The 17,160-nt window shown below is 69.4% G+C and carries 14 protein-coding genes; 4 read left to right on the top strand and 10 right to left on the bottom strand.

The annotated features are described in order from the left end of the window. Window positions 1-65: 65 nt before the first annotated feature. From ggt to BIU82_RS11375, 6 genes are all read right to left on the bottom strand, one after another. Window positions 66-1,913, bottom strand: a complete 1,848-nt coding sequence (ggt, locus tag BIU82_RS11350) for a gamma-glutamyltransferase (protein WP_070349573.1) — start codon at window positions 1,911-1,913, stop codon at window positions 66-68. Between the two features lie 124 nt (window positions 1,914-2,037). Then, entirely contained in the window at window positions 2,038-3,645 is a 1,608-nt protein-coding gene (locus tag BIU82_RS11355) for an ABC transporter ATP-binding protein (protein WP_070349574.1), read from the bottom strand. Next, window positions 3,638-4,471: an ABC transporter permease gene (locus BIU82_RS11360; RefSeq protein WP_070349575.1), complete on the bottom strand. Its 834-nt coding sequence runs from the start codon at window positions 4,469-4,471 to the stop codon at window positions 3,638-3,640. Before BIU82_RS11360 ends, BIU82_RS11355 begins: the two co-directional genes overlap by 8 nt. Then, window positions 4,464-5,405, bottom strand: coding sequence for an ABC transporter permease (locus BIU82_RS11365; protein WP_070349576.1), 942 nt, complete (start codon window positions 5,403-5,405; stop codon window positions 4,464-4,466). The genes BIU82_RS11360 and BIU82_RS11365 overlap by 8 nt, the downstream gene beginning before the upstream one ends. Window positions 5,406-5,421: 16 nt before the next feature. Then, window positions 5,422-6,981: an ABC transporter substrate-binding protein gene (locus tag BIU82_RS11370; RefSeq protein WP_253182749.1), complete on the bottom strand. Its 1,560-nt coding sequence runs from the start codon at window positions 6,979-6,981 to the stop codon at window positions 5,422-5,424. Between the two features lie 169 nt (window positions 6,982-7,150). Further along, entirely contained in the window at window positions 7,151-8,164 is a 1,014-nt protein-coding gene (locus BIU82_RS11375) for a 2-oxoglutarate and iron-dependent oxygenase domain-containing protein (protein WP_070349578.1), read from the bottom strand. Window positions 8,165-8,311: 147 nt separating this feature from the next. Between BIU82_RS11375 and BIU82_RS11380 the strand changes: the two genes are divergently transcribed. Further along, a complete protein-coding gene (locus tag BIU82_RS11380) occupies window positions 8,312-9,589 on the top strand; it encodes an MFS transporter (RefSeq protein ID WP_070349579.1) in 1,278 nt (425 codons plus the stop codon). Here the strand turns inward: BIU82_RS11380 and BIU82_RS11385 are convergent. The 4 genes from BIU82_RS11385 to BIU82_RS11400 form a co-directional block, all read right to left on the bottom strand. Next, window positions 9,586-11,391, bottom strand: coding sequence for a bifunctional polysaccharide deacetylase/glycosyltransferase family 2 protein (locus tag BIU82_RS11385; RefSeq protein WP_253182750.1), 1,806 nt, complete (start codon window positions 11,389-11,391; stop codon window positions 9,586-9,588). The genes BIU82_RS11380 and BIU82_RS11385 overlap by 4 nt on opposite strands. Next, on the bottom strand, window positions 11,388-11,879 hold the full coding sequence (locus tag BIU82_RS11390) for a hypothetical protein (RefSeq protein WP_070349580.1): 492 nt from the start codon (window positions 11,877-11,879) through the stop codon (window positions 11,388-11,390). The genes BIU82_RS11385 and BIU82_RS11390 overlap by 4 nt, the downstream gene beginning before the upstream one ends. 69 nt (window positions 11,880-11,948) lie before the next feature. Beyond that, the gene (locus BIU82_RS11395) at window positions 11,949-12,323 is read right to left on the bottom strand and encodes a cupin domain-containing protein (protein ID WP_070349581.1); all 375 of its coding nucleotides are present in this window, start codon (window positions 12,321-12,323) and stop codon (window positions 11,949-11,951) included. A gap of 99 nt (window positions 12,324-12,422) precedes the next feature. Then, window positions 12,423-13,016, bottom strand: a complete 594-nt coding sequence (locus BIU82_RS11400; protein ID WP_070349582.1) for a TetR family transcriptional regulator C-terminal domain-containing protein — start codon at window positions 13,014-13,016, stop codon at window positions 12,423-12,425. A 102-nt stretch (window positions 13,017-13,118) separates the two neighbouring features. On the opposite strand from BIU82_RS11400, the gene BIU82_RS11405 reads away from it, so the two are divergent. The 3 genes from BIU82_RS11405 (at window position 13,119) to BIU82_RS11415 (ending at window position 17,159) form a co-directional block, all read left to right on the top strand. Further along, window positions 13,119-15,077: a primary-amine oxidase gene (locus BIU82_RS11405; RefSeq protein WP_070349583.1), complete on the top strand. Its 1,959-nt coding sequence runs from the start codon at window positions 13,119-13,121 to the stop codon at window positions 15,075-15,077. Window positions 15,078-15,096: 19 nt separating this feature from the next. Then, window positions 15,097-15,612 (top strand): hypothetical protein, encoded by a 516-nt coding sequence (locus tag BIU82_RS11410; protein WP_070349584.1) that lies wholly within the window; start codon window positions 15,097-15,099, stop codon window positions 15,610-15,612. 137 nt (window positions 15,613-15,749) lie between these two features. After that, entirely contained in the window at window positions 15,750-17,159 is a 1,410-nt protein-coding gene (locus BIU82_RS11415) for an aldehyde dehydrogenase family protein (RefSeq protein ID WP_070349585.1), read from the top strand. Window position 17,160 lies beyond the last annotated feature (1 nt).

Below are 17,160 nucleotides of genomic sequence, written 5' to 3' on the forward strand. Positions count from 1 at the left end.
ATCATCGCCCCGGGGGTCGTGTCGATGCCCCCGGGCCCGTTGAGCCAGGCGGCATGGCCGCAGGCTCAGGGCGCCGGGGTGACCACCATGGCCGAGCCGCCGCCCCGGCGGCGCGGCTCCGCGGCGGCGAGCAGGCCGCCGTCGGGCAGGAATTCGATGGCCGTCGCGGCCCCGATCTCGGCCGCCGAGGTGAAGGCGTCACCGGACGGGACCAGCTTGTGCCCGAACGGGGCCAGCTGGCTTCCGTAGGCCGTGATGAACTCCGGTTCGGCCGTGACATTGGCTGTATTCCGTTGGGCCGCCCGCGGTGCGGCGAGCGCCTCCGGCGTGGTCATGCCGCGGTCCACCCGGTTCAGGATGGTCTGCAGCACGGTGGTGATGATCGTGGAGCCGCCGGGCGAACCGAGGGCCAGGAAGGGCTTGCCGTCCTCCAGGATGATGGTGGGCGACATGGACGAGCGCGGCCGCTTGCCGGGTTCGATCCGGTTGGGATCGGCCGGGTTGTACACGGTGGAGAAGTCCGTGAGCTCATTGTTCAGCAGGAAGCCGCGGCCCGGCACCACGATGCCCGAGCCGCCGGTCTGTTCGATGGTCAAGGTGTACTCGGCCACGTTTCCCCACTTGTCGGCGACGGTCAGGTTGGTGGTGGAGATGTTCTCCGTGTCCGCCTCTTCGGCGAAGGCCGCAGCGGCGGCCGGGCACGCGCCGTCGTAGTTGGTGACGTCACCGGGGGCCACGGGCTTCACCACCGCCTGCAGCGGATCGACTTCGCAGGCACGCTCCTTGCCGAACAGCTCATCGGTGAGGGCCGCCGTCGGGACGTCCACGAAGGCGGGGTCGCCCACGTACTTGCCGCGGTCGGCGAAGGCCAGGGCACTTGCCTCCAGGTAGTGGTGCAGCGCGTCGGCGTCGGGCATCTCCGACACGTTGAAGGTGTCCAGGATGTTGAGCGCCTCGCCCACCGTGGTGCCGCCGCTGCTGGACGGCGCCATGCCGTAGACGTCCAGGCCGCGGTAGTTCACGTGGCTCGGGGCCTGGTCCAGCACGCGATAGGCGGCCAGGTCGGCTGCCGTCATGTGGCCGGCCGGGACGGGCAGCTGCGTGTCCGGATCCTTCGGCGGGGCCTGGACCGTGGCGGCAATCTCTTCGGCGAGCGCGCCGCCGTAAAAGGCGCCCGCTCCCTGTTCCGCGAGCAGCCGGTAGGTGGCGGCGAGCTCATGGTTCCGGAAGACGCTGCCGACGGCGGGAGCGTCGCCGCCGGGGAGGAACAGCTTGCTGGTGGAGGTGAACGCCTCGAAGCGGAGCTTGTTGTCCAGGGTCTGCTGGCGGAAGGTCTGGTCCACGATGAAGCCGCGGGTGGCCACCTTGATGGCCGGTTTGAGCGCTTCGCCAAGCGTCAGGCTGCCCCAGCGGTCCAAGGCGCGGTTCCAGGTGGCAGGCGTCCCGGGAACGCCGACCGAGACGCCGCTGGTGACCAGCTCTGGGGTGAAGCGGTAGGGGCTGCCGGCGGGGTTCTCCGGGGTGACGGTGGCAGGGTCGATGAACGCGTCGTGCGGCATCGCTGCCGGCGCGGTTTCGCGGCCGTCGATGGTGCCCACCTCGCCGCTGGCGGCATCGTAGTAGACGAAGTAGCCGCCTCCACCGATGCCGGCGCTGTACGGTTCCGTGACGCCGAGCGTTGCGGCGGCTGCGACGGCGGCATCGGCCGCGTTGCCTCCCTTGCGCAGGACCTCGATCGCCGCTGCCGAAGCCTCCGGGTCCACGGTGCTCACCGCTCCCCCGTAGCCGGTGGCGGTTGCGGTCTTGGTTACCGTCCGGGGGTCTGCGCTGGCCGGGCTGAGGACGGCTCCGCTGGTGATGCTGAGGGCCAGGACTGCCGTTGCTGCGGCGAGACGGCGTTTCACTTCAGGCATGATCGCTCCCTTGGGTCAGGTGGAGTCGGTGCGGGTGGAAGTGCGCCCACCCTACTCCGGCGCCGGAGCGGACTCAATGGCGGGCCGGTGCGCGGGCCTCGGGCCCCACGGCCCGGCCAGCAGCTCAGTCAGCTGCGGAGACGAGCCTGCCGAGGTGCAGGCCCTTGCACGGGATGGAGGCTTCCACGAGGGCGCGGCTGTGCTCGTGCTGCGGCGCCGAGAAGAAGGTTCCGGTGTCCGCGAGCTCCACCAGGGAACCCTGGTACATGACGGCAACGCGCTGGCACATGTAGCGGACCACGTCCATGTCGTGGGTGATCATCACCAGGCTGAGCCCGCGTTCCCGCTGCAGCCGGCGCAGGAGATCCAGGATGGTCCGCTGGGTGAGGGCGTCCAGCGCCGAGGTGGCTTCGTCGCAGATCAGCACCTGTGGTTCCAGGAGCAGGGCGCGGGCGATGGTGGCGCGCTGGAGCTGGCCGCCGGAACACTGCCGGGGACGGTGGTCGAGCAGGGCCGGGTCCAGGCCGACCTCCACGACGGCAGCCCGGATGCGGCCCTCACGCTCCTCGTTGCTCAGCGGGCTCTGCCGGAGGGGCGCTTCCAGGCTGCTCCGGAGGGTCATCCGGGGGTCGAAGGAGTCATAGGGTTCCTGGAACACGAGTTGGACCGCGCGGCACATCGATGCGGTGTGCGCAGTCCCGGTACCGGCGATGGCGACCGTGCCGGCGTCGGCCCGTTCCAGTCCGAGGACCAACCTGGCCAGCGTGCTCTTACCCGAGCCGGACTGGCCCAGGACCCCGAGGATCTCGCCCTTCCGCAGTTCGAGGGACACACCGTCGACGGCGGCCCTGGCCTTGCGGCGCGGCGCGAAGCTCTTGCTGACGCCCCGGAGGGAGAGGGCTGCCTCCGGCTCGGCGTGGACGCCGTTGCGCGCCGAGGAGGTCCCGTGCGGTTGCAGGATGGACGCTTCCAGGAGAGACCGCGTGTAGGGTGACTTGGGCTGGGCCAGGACCTCGCGGGTGGGCCCGGACTCCACCAGCCGGCCCTGTTCCATCACCAGCACACGGTCTGCGAAGGCGGCAACGGACGCCAGGTTGTGGGTGATGTACAGGATGCCCAACCCTCGGTCCCGGCGTTCCTGGTCCAGCAGCTGCAGGATCTGGCGTTCCAGCACCTTGTCCAGGGCCGAGGTCGGTTCGTCGGCCAGGAGGAAATCGGGCCGGCCTGCCAACGCCAGCGCGGCCATCGCCCGCTGGGCCATGCCGCCGGACAATTGGTGCGGGAAGGAACGGGCACCGGCTGCGGGGTCTTCGAAGCCCACTTCGGCCAAGAGCTCAATGGCCTTCCGCTGTGCAGCGGTCCCGCGCAGGCCGGCGTGCAGCTTCAGGGGCTCGCGCAGGTGCCTGCCGATGCGCCGGTTCGGGTTGAACATGCGCTTGGGCTGCTGGAAGAGCATGCCGATCCGGCCGCCGCGGATCCGGTCCAGCTCCGCGTGCCCGGCGGTGGTGAGTTCGGTCTCGCCCAGCCGGATCGATCCTCCGCTCACCGCCAGCCCCTGGGGCAGCAGCCCGAGCACGGACATCGCCGTCATGGTCTTGCCGGAACCGGAACCTCCCACCAGGGCGACAAACTCGCCGGGCGCCACGTCCAGCGCTACTCCGTCAAGGAGCGGAGCCCCGGGGCGCGCCGTGTCCCTGACAGTCAGGCCGTCCACGGTCAAATGGTCACGCATGCGCCACCGCCTCCTGTTTCGTGCGGGCCGCCGCCGTGGCGTGCTGGCCGATCAGGGTGACGCACAGGGCAACCAGGAAGATCGCCAGGCCCGGGGCGATGATGCCCATCGGCGCCCGCTCGGCGTACGGCTGCGCGGCCGCCAGCATGGACCCCCAGTCCGATTGCGGCGGCTGGACGCCCAGCCCCAGGTAGGACAGGGCGCCGACGCTGATCAGCAGCTGGCCGAATCGGAGCGTCGCCTGCCCGAGCATCGGAGCGGCCAGATGCGGCAGGATGTGCCGGAAGACGATGAACGACGGCGGGCAGCCCACCACGCGGGCCGCTTCCACAAAGCCGCGGGCCGAGACATCGTAGGCCAGGGTGCGGGCCAGGCGGGCGAACGGGGTCCAACCGGTAACGGTCAGCGCGATCAGCAAGGGCCCGAAGCCGGTGCCCATCGCGGCCACGATGAACAGGGCCACCACCATTTCCGGAAGCGCGAGGAGCACGTCGTTGCTGCGGGTGAGGAACTCGTCCAGCCACCCCCGTCGGCGCGCACTGGCCACGCCCACGGCGGTGCCGAGCACGGCGGTGAGCACGGTGGCGGCCACAGCCATCAGCATGGAGAAGCGTCCGCCGTCGAGCAGCCGGCTCAGCAGGTCACGGCCCAGGTGGTCCGTTCCGAGCCAGTGCTCCGGCCCGGGTGGCGCCAGCCGCCGCGCGAGGTCCTGCGCTTCCGGCGCGTAGGGGGCGATCCAGGGCGCCGCGGCGACGGCGAGGACGACGACGGCGAGCACCGCGAGTGCGGCGCGGTCCGCCGTGATCCGGGTACGGACGTTACACAAGGGCGGCACCCGCCTTCGGGCTCAGGAGGCGATGGACGAAGTCCGCGAGGGTGGTAATGCCGACGGCCAGCGCCACGACGACGACCACCCCGCCCTGCGCCAGCGGGATATCGCTGTTCACGACGGCGTCGTACAGGAGGCGTCCCATGCCCGGCACCGCGAAGATCACCTCGACGATCACCGAGCCGCCCAGCAGGCCTGCGAACCAAACGGCCAGCAGGGTGGCGAGGGGAAGCAGTCCGTTGGGGATGACATGGTCCAGGACGGTGCGTGTCCGGCCGAGGCCCCGGGCGCGGGCCGCGAACACGTGCTCCGCGGACAGGGCGTCGATCATGCCCGATCGCACGGCGGCCGTGAAATAGCTGGCCGGGCGCAGGGCGAGGGTCGCGGCCGGAAGGACCACCGAGGAGGCGTCGTTCCAGCCGGCGGAAGGCAGTACCGCCAGCTTCAGCGCGAACAGCAGCACCAGCATGGGAGCCAGCCAGTATTCGGGCATCGCGATGAAGGACTGGGTGACCGCGGTGATCCACCGGTCGGTCCGGCGGCCCTGCCGGAGCGCGGCAGCGGTTCCCAGCGGCAGCGAAGCCAGGACGGCGGCACCCAGGGCCACCGTTACAAGGCTCACCGTCACGCCGAGGGCCGGCATGACCTGTTCCACCACCGGGGTCCGGCTCACGTAGGACAGGCCCATGTCTCCGGAAAAGAAGCTGCCGAGCCAGCGCAGGTACTGGACGAAGAGTGCGTCCTGCAGGCCCAGGCTTTGCCCCAGAGACTGCACCACGGATTCGTCCACCACGTCTCCGGCCACGCGGGACCGGATGATCTTGCGCACGGGGTCGCCCGGCGTGACATAGGGAATCAGGAACACCGCGAAGGACGACAGAAGAACGGCGGCCACGAGGGTCGCCGTTCTTCTGGCAATGAACTTCAGCATGACGCCGGGAGTAAAGCTAGGAGCCGGACTTGGCAGTCTGCGCCGTCAGGACGTAGCGGGACAGCGGGTCCTGGACGAAGCCCTGGACCTCCTTGCGGACGGCGTCCGTTGCCTGTTCGTTGACGAGCCACAGGTTCACGGCCTGCTCATCCAGGATCTTCCCGGCCCGGGCGTACAGCTTGTAGCGTTCCTTGCTGTCCGCGGCGCGGGAGGCTTCGCCGATGAGGCGGTCGTATTCGGCGTCGCAGAAGTGGCTGAGGTTGTAGCTGCCCTCGCAGCTGTAGTCGGCGGTGAGGAAGCCGATGGGATCGGCGATGTCGATGAGCCGGTTCCGCTGGCTGAGCAGCATGTCGTACTTGCCGGCCATGACGTCCGGCTCCGCGGCCGCGTATTCCTTGCTCTGGACCGCCACCGGGACGCCGATCTTCTTCAGGTTGTCCTGGAGGACGGTAGCGACGTCGGCGAATTCGGCGCGTTCGACGATCGCGATGACTTCGAGGGGCCGCTCCGGGGTGTAGCCGGCCTCGGCGAGGAGCTTCTTTGCCGCGTCCAGGTCCTGCTTGGGCGGGACCGCGCCGTCGATCGCCCACGGCTCGGAGGGCGCGAAGGGACCGGAAGCCGGCAGGGCGGCTCCTTCGTAGACGCTGGCGGCGAGCGCTTCGAGGTCAAGGGCTGCGCGGAGGGCCTTGCGGACCTTCGGGTCGTTAAGGGGCTTGCGCTTGTTGTTCAGGTAGAGAGTTGCCGTGCGCGGCGAGTCCGCCTTCAGGACGGTGACGTCGCGGGAACCTTCCAGGGAGGGAAGGCTGGCGACGGGGATGGACATGGAAATGTCCGCCTCGCCGGTCTGGACCTGCGCTGCCCGGGTGGCGCCGTTGGTGATGAAGCGTACCTCGGCGCCGGCCAGCTGGACCTTGCCGCCCCAGTAGTTCTCGTTGCGGTCAAGCGTGATGGACTGCTTCGCCTTTTCCGATACCGGAACGAACGGGCCGGTGCAATGCCCGAACGGATCCACCGACGTTCCCTTGTACGCCGCCGGGGCGAGCACGCCGGTGTTGACGCTGGCGAGGCGATACGGCACCAAGGGGCTTTCCACCGGGGTGGACACGCGGACCGTGCGGGCGTCGACCGCCTTGACGCCGCTGACCACCTTCTTGCTGAAGGCGCGCGCGGGAACCTTGGCCTCCAGCACGTGCTTGAGCGATGCCACGACGGCGTCCGCGGTGAGCGGGGTGCCGTCCTGGAACTTCACGTCGTCGCGGAGGGTGAAGTCCCATTCCAGGTCCGAAACCTGCTTCCAGCTGCTGGCCAGGAACGGCACCACCTTGCCTTCGGCGTGGTCGTACTTCGTCAGCGTTTCCAGGCAGCCGGACAAGGACAGGATGTACGCGGCATCGGATTCCGGGGCCCAGTCGGCAACGGGAGCGCGGAAGTTGTCCACGACGATCCGCTGGTTCGTGTCCACCGCCTTGTCCGTGCTTCCGGGATTGCCGCCGGTGCCGTTGCCAAGGCCGCAACCGCCGAGGGCGAGGACGGCAACCACTCCGAGGGCCGCGCGGGACCCCTTGAAAACACGCAAAAGAACCACCTGCATGGGACTGCCCGCGCTACGGCACGGACGCACGAAACATAACGACCACTAAGGTTAGCCTTACCTCGGCACGTTCGTATAACCGGCCCGTTCCGCGCGGGGTAACAAAGCGGCTGCGCGCCCCATTCCCCTAAGCAGGTTCAGCCCGTATGCAGGCTCAGTCCCGGAGCAGGTCCGCGTGCTGGGCGGCGACGACGTTCGGGTGGGCCCGCATGCGGTAGCGCAGGGCGTTGTCCCCGTAGGTTTCCAGGATGGGGCTGTTGGTAGGGTCCACCGAGAGCCCACGGGCCCGGGCCTGGAATTCCGGGCTGACGGCGAGCTGCGGCATGCGTGCGTCGAGGGCCGGGTTGTAGAAGAACGGCAGGGAGATCCGGTCCGTGCCCCGCAGCGGCGAGATGACCCGGTGCAGGGTGGCCTTGAGGTAGCCGTTGGTGGCGAGCTCCAGCATTTCGCCGATGTTCACCACGAAGCTGCCGGGGACCTGCGGGGCGTCGATCCAGTCGCCGTCGTGTTCCACCTGCAGCCCGCCCTTGCCCGGTTCCACCAGCAGCAGGGTCAGCACGCCGCCGTCGCGGTGCGAACCCACGCCCTGCTTGGGATCCGGATCGGATTCCCCCGGGTAGCGGACGATCTTCAGGACCGGGAACGCCCGGGCGGCAAAGGCTTCGTCGAAGGTGTCTTCCGGGGCGCCCAGGGAGACCGCGAGCGCGCGCAGCAGCTCCAGCGAGACGGCGCTCAGCCGTTCCATCCATTCGGCCACGATGCCCCGCATTTCGGGCAGCGCCTCCGGCCAGAGGTTGGGGCCTTCCAGCCGCCAGTAATCGGCGACGCCGGGCCCCGGCGCCACTGGGTCCCGTTCGACCCCGATATCGATCTGTTCGCGCCAGTCCACGGCGCCGGCGGTCAGCTCACCGCCCATCCGGGTGTAGCCGCGGAACTGCGGGCTGTGGATGTTTTCGAGGGCGAGCTTCTGCTCTTCCGGCAGCTCGAAGAAGCGCCGCGAGACATCGAGGATGGCGTCCGTGAGTTCCTGCGGGATGCCGTGCCCGGACAGGTAGAGGAAACCAACTTCGTGCATGGCATCCCGGAGCTCGTCGCGGAACCGGGCCGCCTCTTCCGGACCCGCGTGCAGGCGGGAGAAATCAAGGACGGGCAGGGTTTCGAGCGACATTTCCGGGCTCCTTCCGGAGGGCTTCACAGCCGAACGCGTGTAGTGGCACCAATACTACGGAGCGAAACCGGGCGTTGCCACGAATCCCCGGCCGCGTTGCTAGCGTTGAAGGCCCATCCGAAATCACTCCGGCAGAAAGCAGCCTCCATGACGTCAGCAGCCCCGGCTTCAGAGCTGGCCCCGCGCACCCGCCGGACGGCGCCGGATCCCCGCCTGCTGCTGGCCAGCCAGCTGATCTTCAACATCGGTTTCTTCTCCGTGGTGCCCTTTCTTGCCACCGTCATGCGGGACGATTTCGGCATGGGCGCGCTCGCCGTCGGCGTTGTCCTGGGTGCCCGGACCTTCGCGCAGCAGGGGATGTTCCTCTTCGGCGGCGCACTGGCCGACCGTTGGGGCGCGCGCCGCTCCATGGTCACCGGAACCCTGGTCCGGGTCACCGGATACCTCCTGCTGGCGTGGGCCACGGACTTCCCCACGTTCCTGGCGGGTGCGATCGTCACCGGGATCGGCGGTGCCCTCTTCTCCCCCGCGCTCGAGAGCCTCCTCGCCACCGCCGAAGCCGCGCGCAAAGCCGGCGCAGGCCACAAGACCAGCCTGTTCACCCTCCTGGTGATCTGCGGGGAAACGGGCGCGGTGACCGGCCCGCTGCTCGGCTCGCTGCTCCTGGGAATCGGCTTCGACGCCGCGCTGCTGGCGGGAGCGGCGGTGTTCGCGGTGATGGCCGCCGTCTTCCACCGATTCCTGCCCGCACACCGGCCGGCCACAACGAAAGCAGGCCCTGCCGACGGCACGAACCGGCCCGCCCGGGCAACCCCGTCGGGCGCGTGGTCCTGCCTGCGGGAGCGCCGCTTCGTGCTGTTCGCGGCGTTCTACAGCGTGAACCTGCTCGCCTACAACCAGCTCTATTTCGGCCTGACGGTGGAACTCGAACGCAGCGGTGCGGACACCGGCGCGCTCGGACTCCTGTTTTCCTGCGCCTCCGTGATGACCATCGCCTTGCAGTGGCCTGTGTCGAAGCTGGTGCGGCGCATGGGCCGGACGCCGGCGTTCGCGATCGGCTTCGGCCTCCAGGGTGCCGGGTTCGCCGCACTCGCGGCCTTCGCAACGCAGCCCCCGGGCGCGGCGCCGATCGTGCCCGCCCTGGTGATGGTGGCGGCACTGTGCCTCGGCCACATGTTCGTGACTCCGCTGGCCATGGGCCTGGTAATCGATTTCGCCGCCGGCCGGCCCAGCGGCGCCTACTACGGCCTGCTTGCCAGCAGCGGCGGCGTGATGGTCCTGCTCGGCAACGCCGTGCTCGGCCCGCTCTACGAATTCGCGCGGACGCCGTCGCCGGCGGCCGCGGCGCCCTGGCTGCTGATGGCGGCTTTCACCGCCGTGTCCGCGGTGTTCCTGCCCCGCTGCCTGCCGCTTCCCCGGAGCTAACTCTCCGCCTGGGCCGCGCCCGGGCCGGCCGGCGGGACGCGCAGGCTGCCGTAGCGTTCCATCCTGTGCCAGCGCAGCCGGACCCCGGTGAGGGCGGTGACCACCGACTGGATCACCACCAGGTACATGAGCTGCCGGTAGACGAACTGCTGGAGCGGAAGCGTCCACAGCGGCCGGAGCGGTTCCCTGTCCAGGCGGAAGGCGTAGGCAGCCATAAGGAACTGGACCAGCAGGAAGGCGAGCCAGAGGGCGGCGATCCGGACCGGGTCCAGGAAGATCAGTCCATAGACGGCGAACACGTCGACCACGGGCGCGAACAGCGGGAGCAGCACCTGCAGGACCAACAGGTACCCCAGCCCGCGCCGGCCGAGCTTGCCGGCAGCCCCGCGCTGCACGACGGCGCCCCGGTGCTTCCACATGGCCTGCAGGGTGCCGTAGCACCAGCGGTAGCGCTGGCGCCAGAGCGCCCCGAGGCTGGCCGGCGCCTCGGTCCAGGCACGCGCGTCGTCCTGGTAGACCACGCGCCAGCCGGCGCGGCAGAGGGACATGGTGAGGTCGGTGTCCTCGGCGAGGGTGTCGTCACTGATGCCGCCCAGCTGCAGCAGCGCGTCGCGCCGGAAAGCACCGATCGCGCCGGGGACAGTCGGCATGCACTCGGCCACATCGAAGAGCCGGCGGTCCAGGTTGAAGCCGACGACGTACTCGATGTGCTGCCATGCCCCCAGGATTCCGCCCCGGTTGGCCACCTTGGTGTTGCCCGATACCGCGCCCACCATCGGATCGGCGAGCGGCTGCACGAGGGCCCGGACCGTGTCCGGTTCGAAGACGGTGTCGCCGTCGACCATCACCACCAGCTCGTGGCTGGCCGCGCGCGTGCCGCCGGCCTGCTCAGCGGCGCTCGCCTCGCGCATGCTCGCGATGCCGACGGCGTCGCCGACCGTGGTCACGCGGTACCCGCCGTCGGCGAGGCGGGCCAGGGAAGCATCGAGCGCGGCGACCGTCTGCTCCCGGTTCCCGCCGCCGTCGTGCAGGAGGACCACCTGGCCGTCATTGCCGGGCCGGCTCAGCCGCTTCTCGATCTCTCCGACGCCCGGCTCCTGCCAGTCCTTGCTGTCGAGGGTGCTGAAAACGGTCAGGTAGCCGGCATCCGCCGCCGCTTCCATGGCCTGCCAGCCGGCGTCGGTGATGGCCCGGTTGTGGGAGCTGTACGGGGGCCGCAGGAGGGAAACGACCCGCCCGGTGGTTCCGGTGATGGCCTGTTGCGCGCCCTGGAGCTCAAGCTGCCGCCGCCATCCCGGGGCGCCGGCAAGTTCGGTATGGGTCAGCGTGTGGGCACCGACTTCGTGGCCCTCCTGGACGATCCGGCGCATGAGGTCCGGGTGCTCGATCGCGGCCGATCCGAGGACGAAGAAAGTGGCGCGGACATGGTGCTTGCGGAGGACGTCGAGGATCCTGGGTGTCCACACGGGGTCCGGGCCGTCGTCGAACGTCAGGGCGAGGGTGCGGTCCGCCGGCCGCGCGGTCCTGACGGTTCCGCCGCGGGAGTCGACCACGGGACCGCCCTGGGAAACCGCCTTCGGCACTGAGTCTGCGGTTACGGGGCCTGCGGTTGCGGCGCCTGCGGTTGCGGGGCCCGGCGTCCCGGCCGCCTGGCGGGAATCGTCGGCCGCTCCGGCGAGGTGATGCATGTAGCCCTGCACGGTGAGTGCGGCAGCGAGGGCGAGGACGCATGCAAGGAGGATGAACCAGTGCGCCTTGGCGGCTGCCGGGGCGGTGCGCCGGGCAGCCCGGCGGGCGGTCACTGGCCCTTCGGGCCGGACGGACGCTTGGCCTGGCCCGGGGCCGTGTCGCTCTTGCCCTTGCCCGCATCCGCGCCGCCGGCGGCATCCGCGGCACTGCCGGGGGTGGTGGCGGAAGGAGCGGGGTTACCGGTGGCCTGCGGGGCCGGCACCGACTCGGACGGCGGCGCGGCCGGGAGATCCTGGGCCGGAACTGGCTGCGCGGGGACGGAAGGGGCTCCGGCGCCGCTTGGGGACGGCGCCGGTGTACCCGTGGAGGACCCGGGAGCCGCTGCGGGCAGCGCGGGCAGCGGAAGGTAGGGTGCGCCGATATTGGGACCTCCGCTCACGGCCACCACCAGGAGGGCCATGTATCCGGCCACGAGCCCGAGGGCTCCGAGGCCCAGCAGCTTCACCCACCGCCGGCGCCTGCCGGAAGAGTCCAGAAACACCGGCCCATGGGGAGGGACGGTGGGCTGCGGCTGGGTGGGAATGTCATCGAAAGAGGTCATTGGTCATCAATTTTACCGGATCGTTACACCGCAGGCCAAAGTCGCTCCCCTCCGGCCGGAACGGGCGTGCTACTCGGGCTTGGCGTAGCTGGCGGCGCTCATAAGCTCGTAGCCCACAAAGGGTTCATCGCCCTCCACCCAGGCGTCGTGCCCCGCCGGCACGGTATAGGCGTCGCCGGCCCTGACCGTGACGCGCGTTCCGTCCTCCATTTGGACGGTCAGGGTTCCCGAAGTGCAGAAGCCCAGGTGGTTGACCTGGCAGCTATCGGTGTGGACCACGGTTTTGACGGTTTCGGACCAGCGCCAGCCGGGTTCGAAGGTGAACCTGCCAAGGGTGGTTCCGCCGAGCGTGACGACGTCGACGGCGGTCTTAGGTGGGCGCCTTTTCTCATCGGGGTTGTCGAAGGACTTCGATTCAAGGCCAGTGACGGTAATTGCGGACATTTTCCTGCCTCCCCATCGGAGAGCTGTTTACAAGGTCATCCCAGCGACTTCAGGGTGCTCCGCACAGGCGCCCGCGTCAAGGGTTCCGGCTGGCCGGATTCAGGCCTTGGCGACGCCTCTGAGGAAGGACTCCAATTGCGCGCGGAGCTGCCGCGGGGAATGGTGCGACGGCGAGAGCGTGGCGGTGATCTGCGCGCCGAGGACAAAGGTCATCAGGCCGCCCACCACATCGTCGTCGTCAAGCCCGTCCCGCAACTCGCCGGCGTCGCGCGCTTCGCGCAGCCTGCCGAACAATTCCCGGCGCCACTGCTCCATGGAGGCGTCATGCAGGGCAGCCTTGTCCGGGTCCGTCAGGGCACGCTGCCAGTACGCGATGGCAATCCGCGCCTCGCTCAGCCGTTCGGCATCCAGCGGAAGGATTTCATGGCAGAAACTGCGCAGCGCGGCCAGGCCCTTCTTCTTCCCCGAAGAACCGGCGATCCGGGCGTTGGTCTGGTTGAAGACGTGAGCGAAGGCGAAGGACAGCAGATCGTCCTTGGTGGGGAAATAGGGCTTCAACGCACCGTTGGCGAAGCCGGCTTCCGTGGCGATCTCGCGCATTGTGGCGCCCTCGATCCCCCGCCGGGCGATGATCCGCCACGTGGCTTCCACCAGCTCAAGCCGGCGTTTGTCGTGGTCGACGATCTTCGGCACGTACTCCCCGCCTCTTTTTTTCTACAACCGTTGTGACTCAGCTTACACGCTGCTATTGTCTACGCACATAGAAAATAAACCGCCCATTCCCAAGGGGTTTTCATGAGCACTTCCGCCATTCCGGGCACCTCCGCCAATCCCGCAGCGACTCAAAGCAGCGCCTATGCACCCGTCACCGCAGACGAGGTCAGCGCCGTCACGGCCGCCCTCAACAACGCCGGGCTCTTCGACGAACACGCCCGCATCGCCTACCTGGGCCTGATGGACCCGCCGCGCGGCCACAACGCGGAAGCCGGCACCGCCCGTCGCCGCTTCCGGGTCTTCCTGCACGACGTCGCCACCGGCGCCGCCCGGGACGTCGTCGTCGCCGCTAGCGGGGACATCCTCCGGAACACCGGACTGGACACCGCCGCCACCGGCGGCCTGCCCGTCATCGGCGAGGAATTCGAATTGGTGGAGGCCGTCCTGGCCCAGGACGAACGCTGGCTGAAGGCGCTCGCGGACCGGAACCTCGACCTCGCCAAGGTCCGGGTGGCTCCCCTGTCCGCCGGCGTTTTCGAGTATCCCGAGGAGAAGGGCCGGCGCATCCTGCGCGGGCTGGCCTTCGTGCAGGAATTCCCGGAGGACAACGCCTGGGCGCACCCCGTGGACGGCCTGGTGGCCTACGTTGACGTGGTCAACAAGGAAGTCACCCAGGTGCTGGACTTCGGTGCGATGCCGATCCCCGCCGAACACGGCAACTACACGGATCCCGAATTGACCGGGCCGCTGCGCACCACCCAGAAACCGCTGCACATCACCCAGCCGGAGGGCCCCAGCTTCAGCATCGAGGGCGGGAACCACCTCGAATGGGAAAAGTGGAGCCTGGACATCGGTTTCGACATCCGCGAAGGCGTGGTGCTGCACAACGTCGCGTTCGACGACGGCGGCCGCCGCCGCAGCATCCTCAAGCGTGCGTCCATCGCCGAAATGGTGGTCCCTTACGGCGACCCCTCCCCCGTGCGTTCCTGGCAGAACTACTTCGACACCGGCGAATACCTGGTGGGCCAGTACGCCAACTCCCTGGAACTGGGCTGCGACTGCCTCGGCGAAATCACCTACCTGAGCCCGGTGGTCAGCGATTCCTTCGGCAAGCCGCGCGAGATTCGCAACGCCGTGTGCATCCACGAAGAAGACTGGAGCATCCTCTCCAAGCACAGCGACCTGTGGAGCGGAGTCAACTACACGCGCCGCAACCGCCGCCTGGTGGTCAGCTTCTTCACCACTGTGGGCAACTACGACTACGGCTTCTACTGGTACCTCTACCTGGACGGCACCATCGAATTCGAAGCCAAGGCCACCGGCGTGGTGTTCACCAGCGCCTTCCCCGACGGCGGCTCGGACAATATCTCCCAACTGGCGCCCGGCCTGGGCGCGCCTTTCCACCAGCACCTGTTCAGCGCCCGCCTGGACTTCGCGCTGGACGGTTTCACCAACCGGGTGGAGGAAGAGGACGTGGTCCGCCAGGCCATGGGCGAAGGGAACCCGCGCGGCAACGCGTTCTCCCGCAAGCGCACCGTGCTCACTCGCGAATCCGAGGCTGTCCGGGAAGGCGACGCCCGCAACGGCCGCAGCTGGGTGATTTCCAATCCGGAATCCCGCAACCGCCTCGGCGAGCCCGTGGCCTACAAGCTGCACTCCGAAAACCAGCCCACCCTGCTGGCAGACCCCGCCTCCTCGATCGCGCGCCGCGCCACCTTCGCCACCAAGGACCTGTGGGTGACCCGCTACGCCGAGGACGAGCTCTACCCCACCGGCGACTTCGTCAACCAGCACCCCGGCGGTGCCGGCCTGCCCGCCTACATCGCCCAGGACCGGGACATCGACGGCCAGGACATCGTGGTGTGGCACACCTTCGGCCTCACCCACTTCCCGCGCCCGGAGGACTGGCCCATCATGCCCGTGGACACCGTGGGCTTCAAACTGCGGCCGGAAGGCTTCTTCGACCGCAGCCCCGTGCTGGACGTCCCGGCCTCCGCCAAACCCGCCGCCGCCGCCGGCCACTGCCACAGCGGCAGCTAAACCTGAACGGTCCAAGCCGATGCAGGCCTTCCTTACCGCCGTCATGCTGGCCTGCTGCGGCATCGGCATGCTGTGCCCGCTGCTGGAAAGGAAGCCCGGCCAATGGGTACCCATGGCCGTCATGCTCGCCGCCATGGCGGACACCACGCTCGGCCCGGGGATCCTGCCGGGCGTGGTGTGGGGCCTCCTCCTGCTGCTGGCGGTGCCCCTCCCACTGCTGTCCTCGCGCAGGGAGCGGCGCAGCGGCATGGAGCTCCACCGGGCATTCTCGGTGCTGGGAATGTTCGCGCTCCTCGTCACCGGCCTCCACGCGGCGGGGCTGGACACGGCACAGCCAAGCCATGCTCACCCCGCTGCCGGCGGCTTCGCACCGCTCCTCGCCTCGGCGCTCGCCATCGCCGTCGCCGGCTATTCGCTGGCGATCGCCGCACGAATGCTCCGGCACGGCAAAGCTGCCGGCCGCGCTCTGCACCCGCTCGAGGCGCTGTCCTCGGCCGGGGCGCTCGGCGCCATGTTGTTCATGGCCGCCGCCTGAACTTGTTCGCCCCGCATCAAGTGCCCTTCCCGGATCGACAAGCCCGCCCCGGCCGGGGCAGGCAGACTCGACGCAACGCTTCACAGCCGTCCATACCAACCATCCAGCGCAGCACCTACTCGAAGTGGAGTAAACCCTTGGAAAGCTACGACGCCCTCCTGGCTTCAATCACCCCGGACACCGGCGAAACCCGGACCATCCTCGATCCCGCCACCGGAACCGCCGTCGGCGAAGCCCCCGTGCACTCCGTCGAGGACCTGGAAAACGCCATCGCCGCCGCTGCGGCTGCCCAGCCGGCCTGGGCCGCCCTCGGCCACGAGGCCCGCAGCGCCGCGCTGCTCAAGGCCGCCGACGCCGTCGAGCGCTCCGCGGAGGAGCTCGCCCGCCTGCTCTCCCGCGAGCAGGGCAAGCCGCTGAACGGCCCCAACGCCCGTTTCGAAGTCGGTGCGTGTGCCGCCTGGCTGCGCGCGGCAGCCGGCACGCCGCTGGAGGCCGAAACCGTGGTGGATGACGGCGAAACCCGCGCCGAACTGCACTACCGGCCCATCGGCGTCGTCGGCGCAATCGGACCGTGGAACTGGCCCATGATGATCACCGTGTGGCAAGTAGCTCCTGCGCTGCGGATGGGCAACGCCGTGGTGGTCAAGCCCTCCGAGTACACCCCGCTGAGCGTGCTGGCACTGGTCAAGGTGCTCAACGAAGAGCTCCCGGAAGGACTGGTCCAGGTGGTGTCCGGCGGCCGCGAGGTGGGCGCCCGGCTCGCCGAACACCCCGCCGTCGGCAAGGTCATGTTCACCGGCTCCACCGCCACCGGCAAGGCGATCATCAAGTCCTCCGCGGACACGGTCAAGCGCCTCACCCTGGAGCTCGGCGGCAACGACGCCGGCATCGTCCTTCCCGACGCCGACCCCAAGGCGATCGCCGAGGGCCTGTTCTGGGGCGCGTTCATCAACACAGGCCAGACCTGCGCCGCCCTCAAGCGCCTGTACGTGCACGACTCGATTTACGATGCCGTCTGCGAGGAGCTCACCGCCGTGGCGAAAGCCATGCCGATGGGCGTCGGGCTCGAGGAAGGGAACGTCCTGGGCCCGCTGCAGAACAAGCAGCAGTTCGACATCGTTGCGCGCCTGGTGGACGCCGCCCGCGACTCCGGCGCCCGGGTGCTGCTGGGCGGCGAGCCGGACGCGGACCAGGCCGGCTACTTCTACCCCACCACCCTGGTGGCCGATATCGACAACGACAATCCGCTGGTCGCCGAAGAGCAGTTCGGCCCGGCCCTGCCGATCATCCGGTACAGCTCGGTGGACGAGGCGGTCGCCAAGGCGAATGCGCTCGACGTCGGACTGGGCGCCTCGGTCTGGTCCGCGGACCCTGCCGCGGCCCGCGAAGTCGCCGCGCGCATCCAGGCCGGCACCGTCTGGATCAACAAGCACGGCGCAGTTGACCCACGCGTCCCCTTCGGCGGGGCGAAGCAGTCCGGCTACGGACTTGAGTTCGGCGTCGAAGGCCTCAAGGCGCTCGGCGTGCCGCAGGTCATCAACGGCTGAC

The organism is Arthrobacter sp. SW1, assembly GCF_001766675.1.
Classification (GTDB): Bacteria; Actinomycetota; Actinomycetes; order Actinomycetales; family Micrococcaceae; genus Arthrobacter.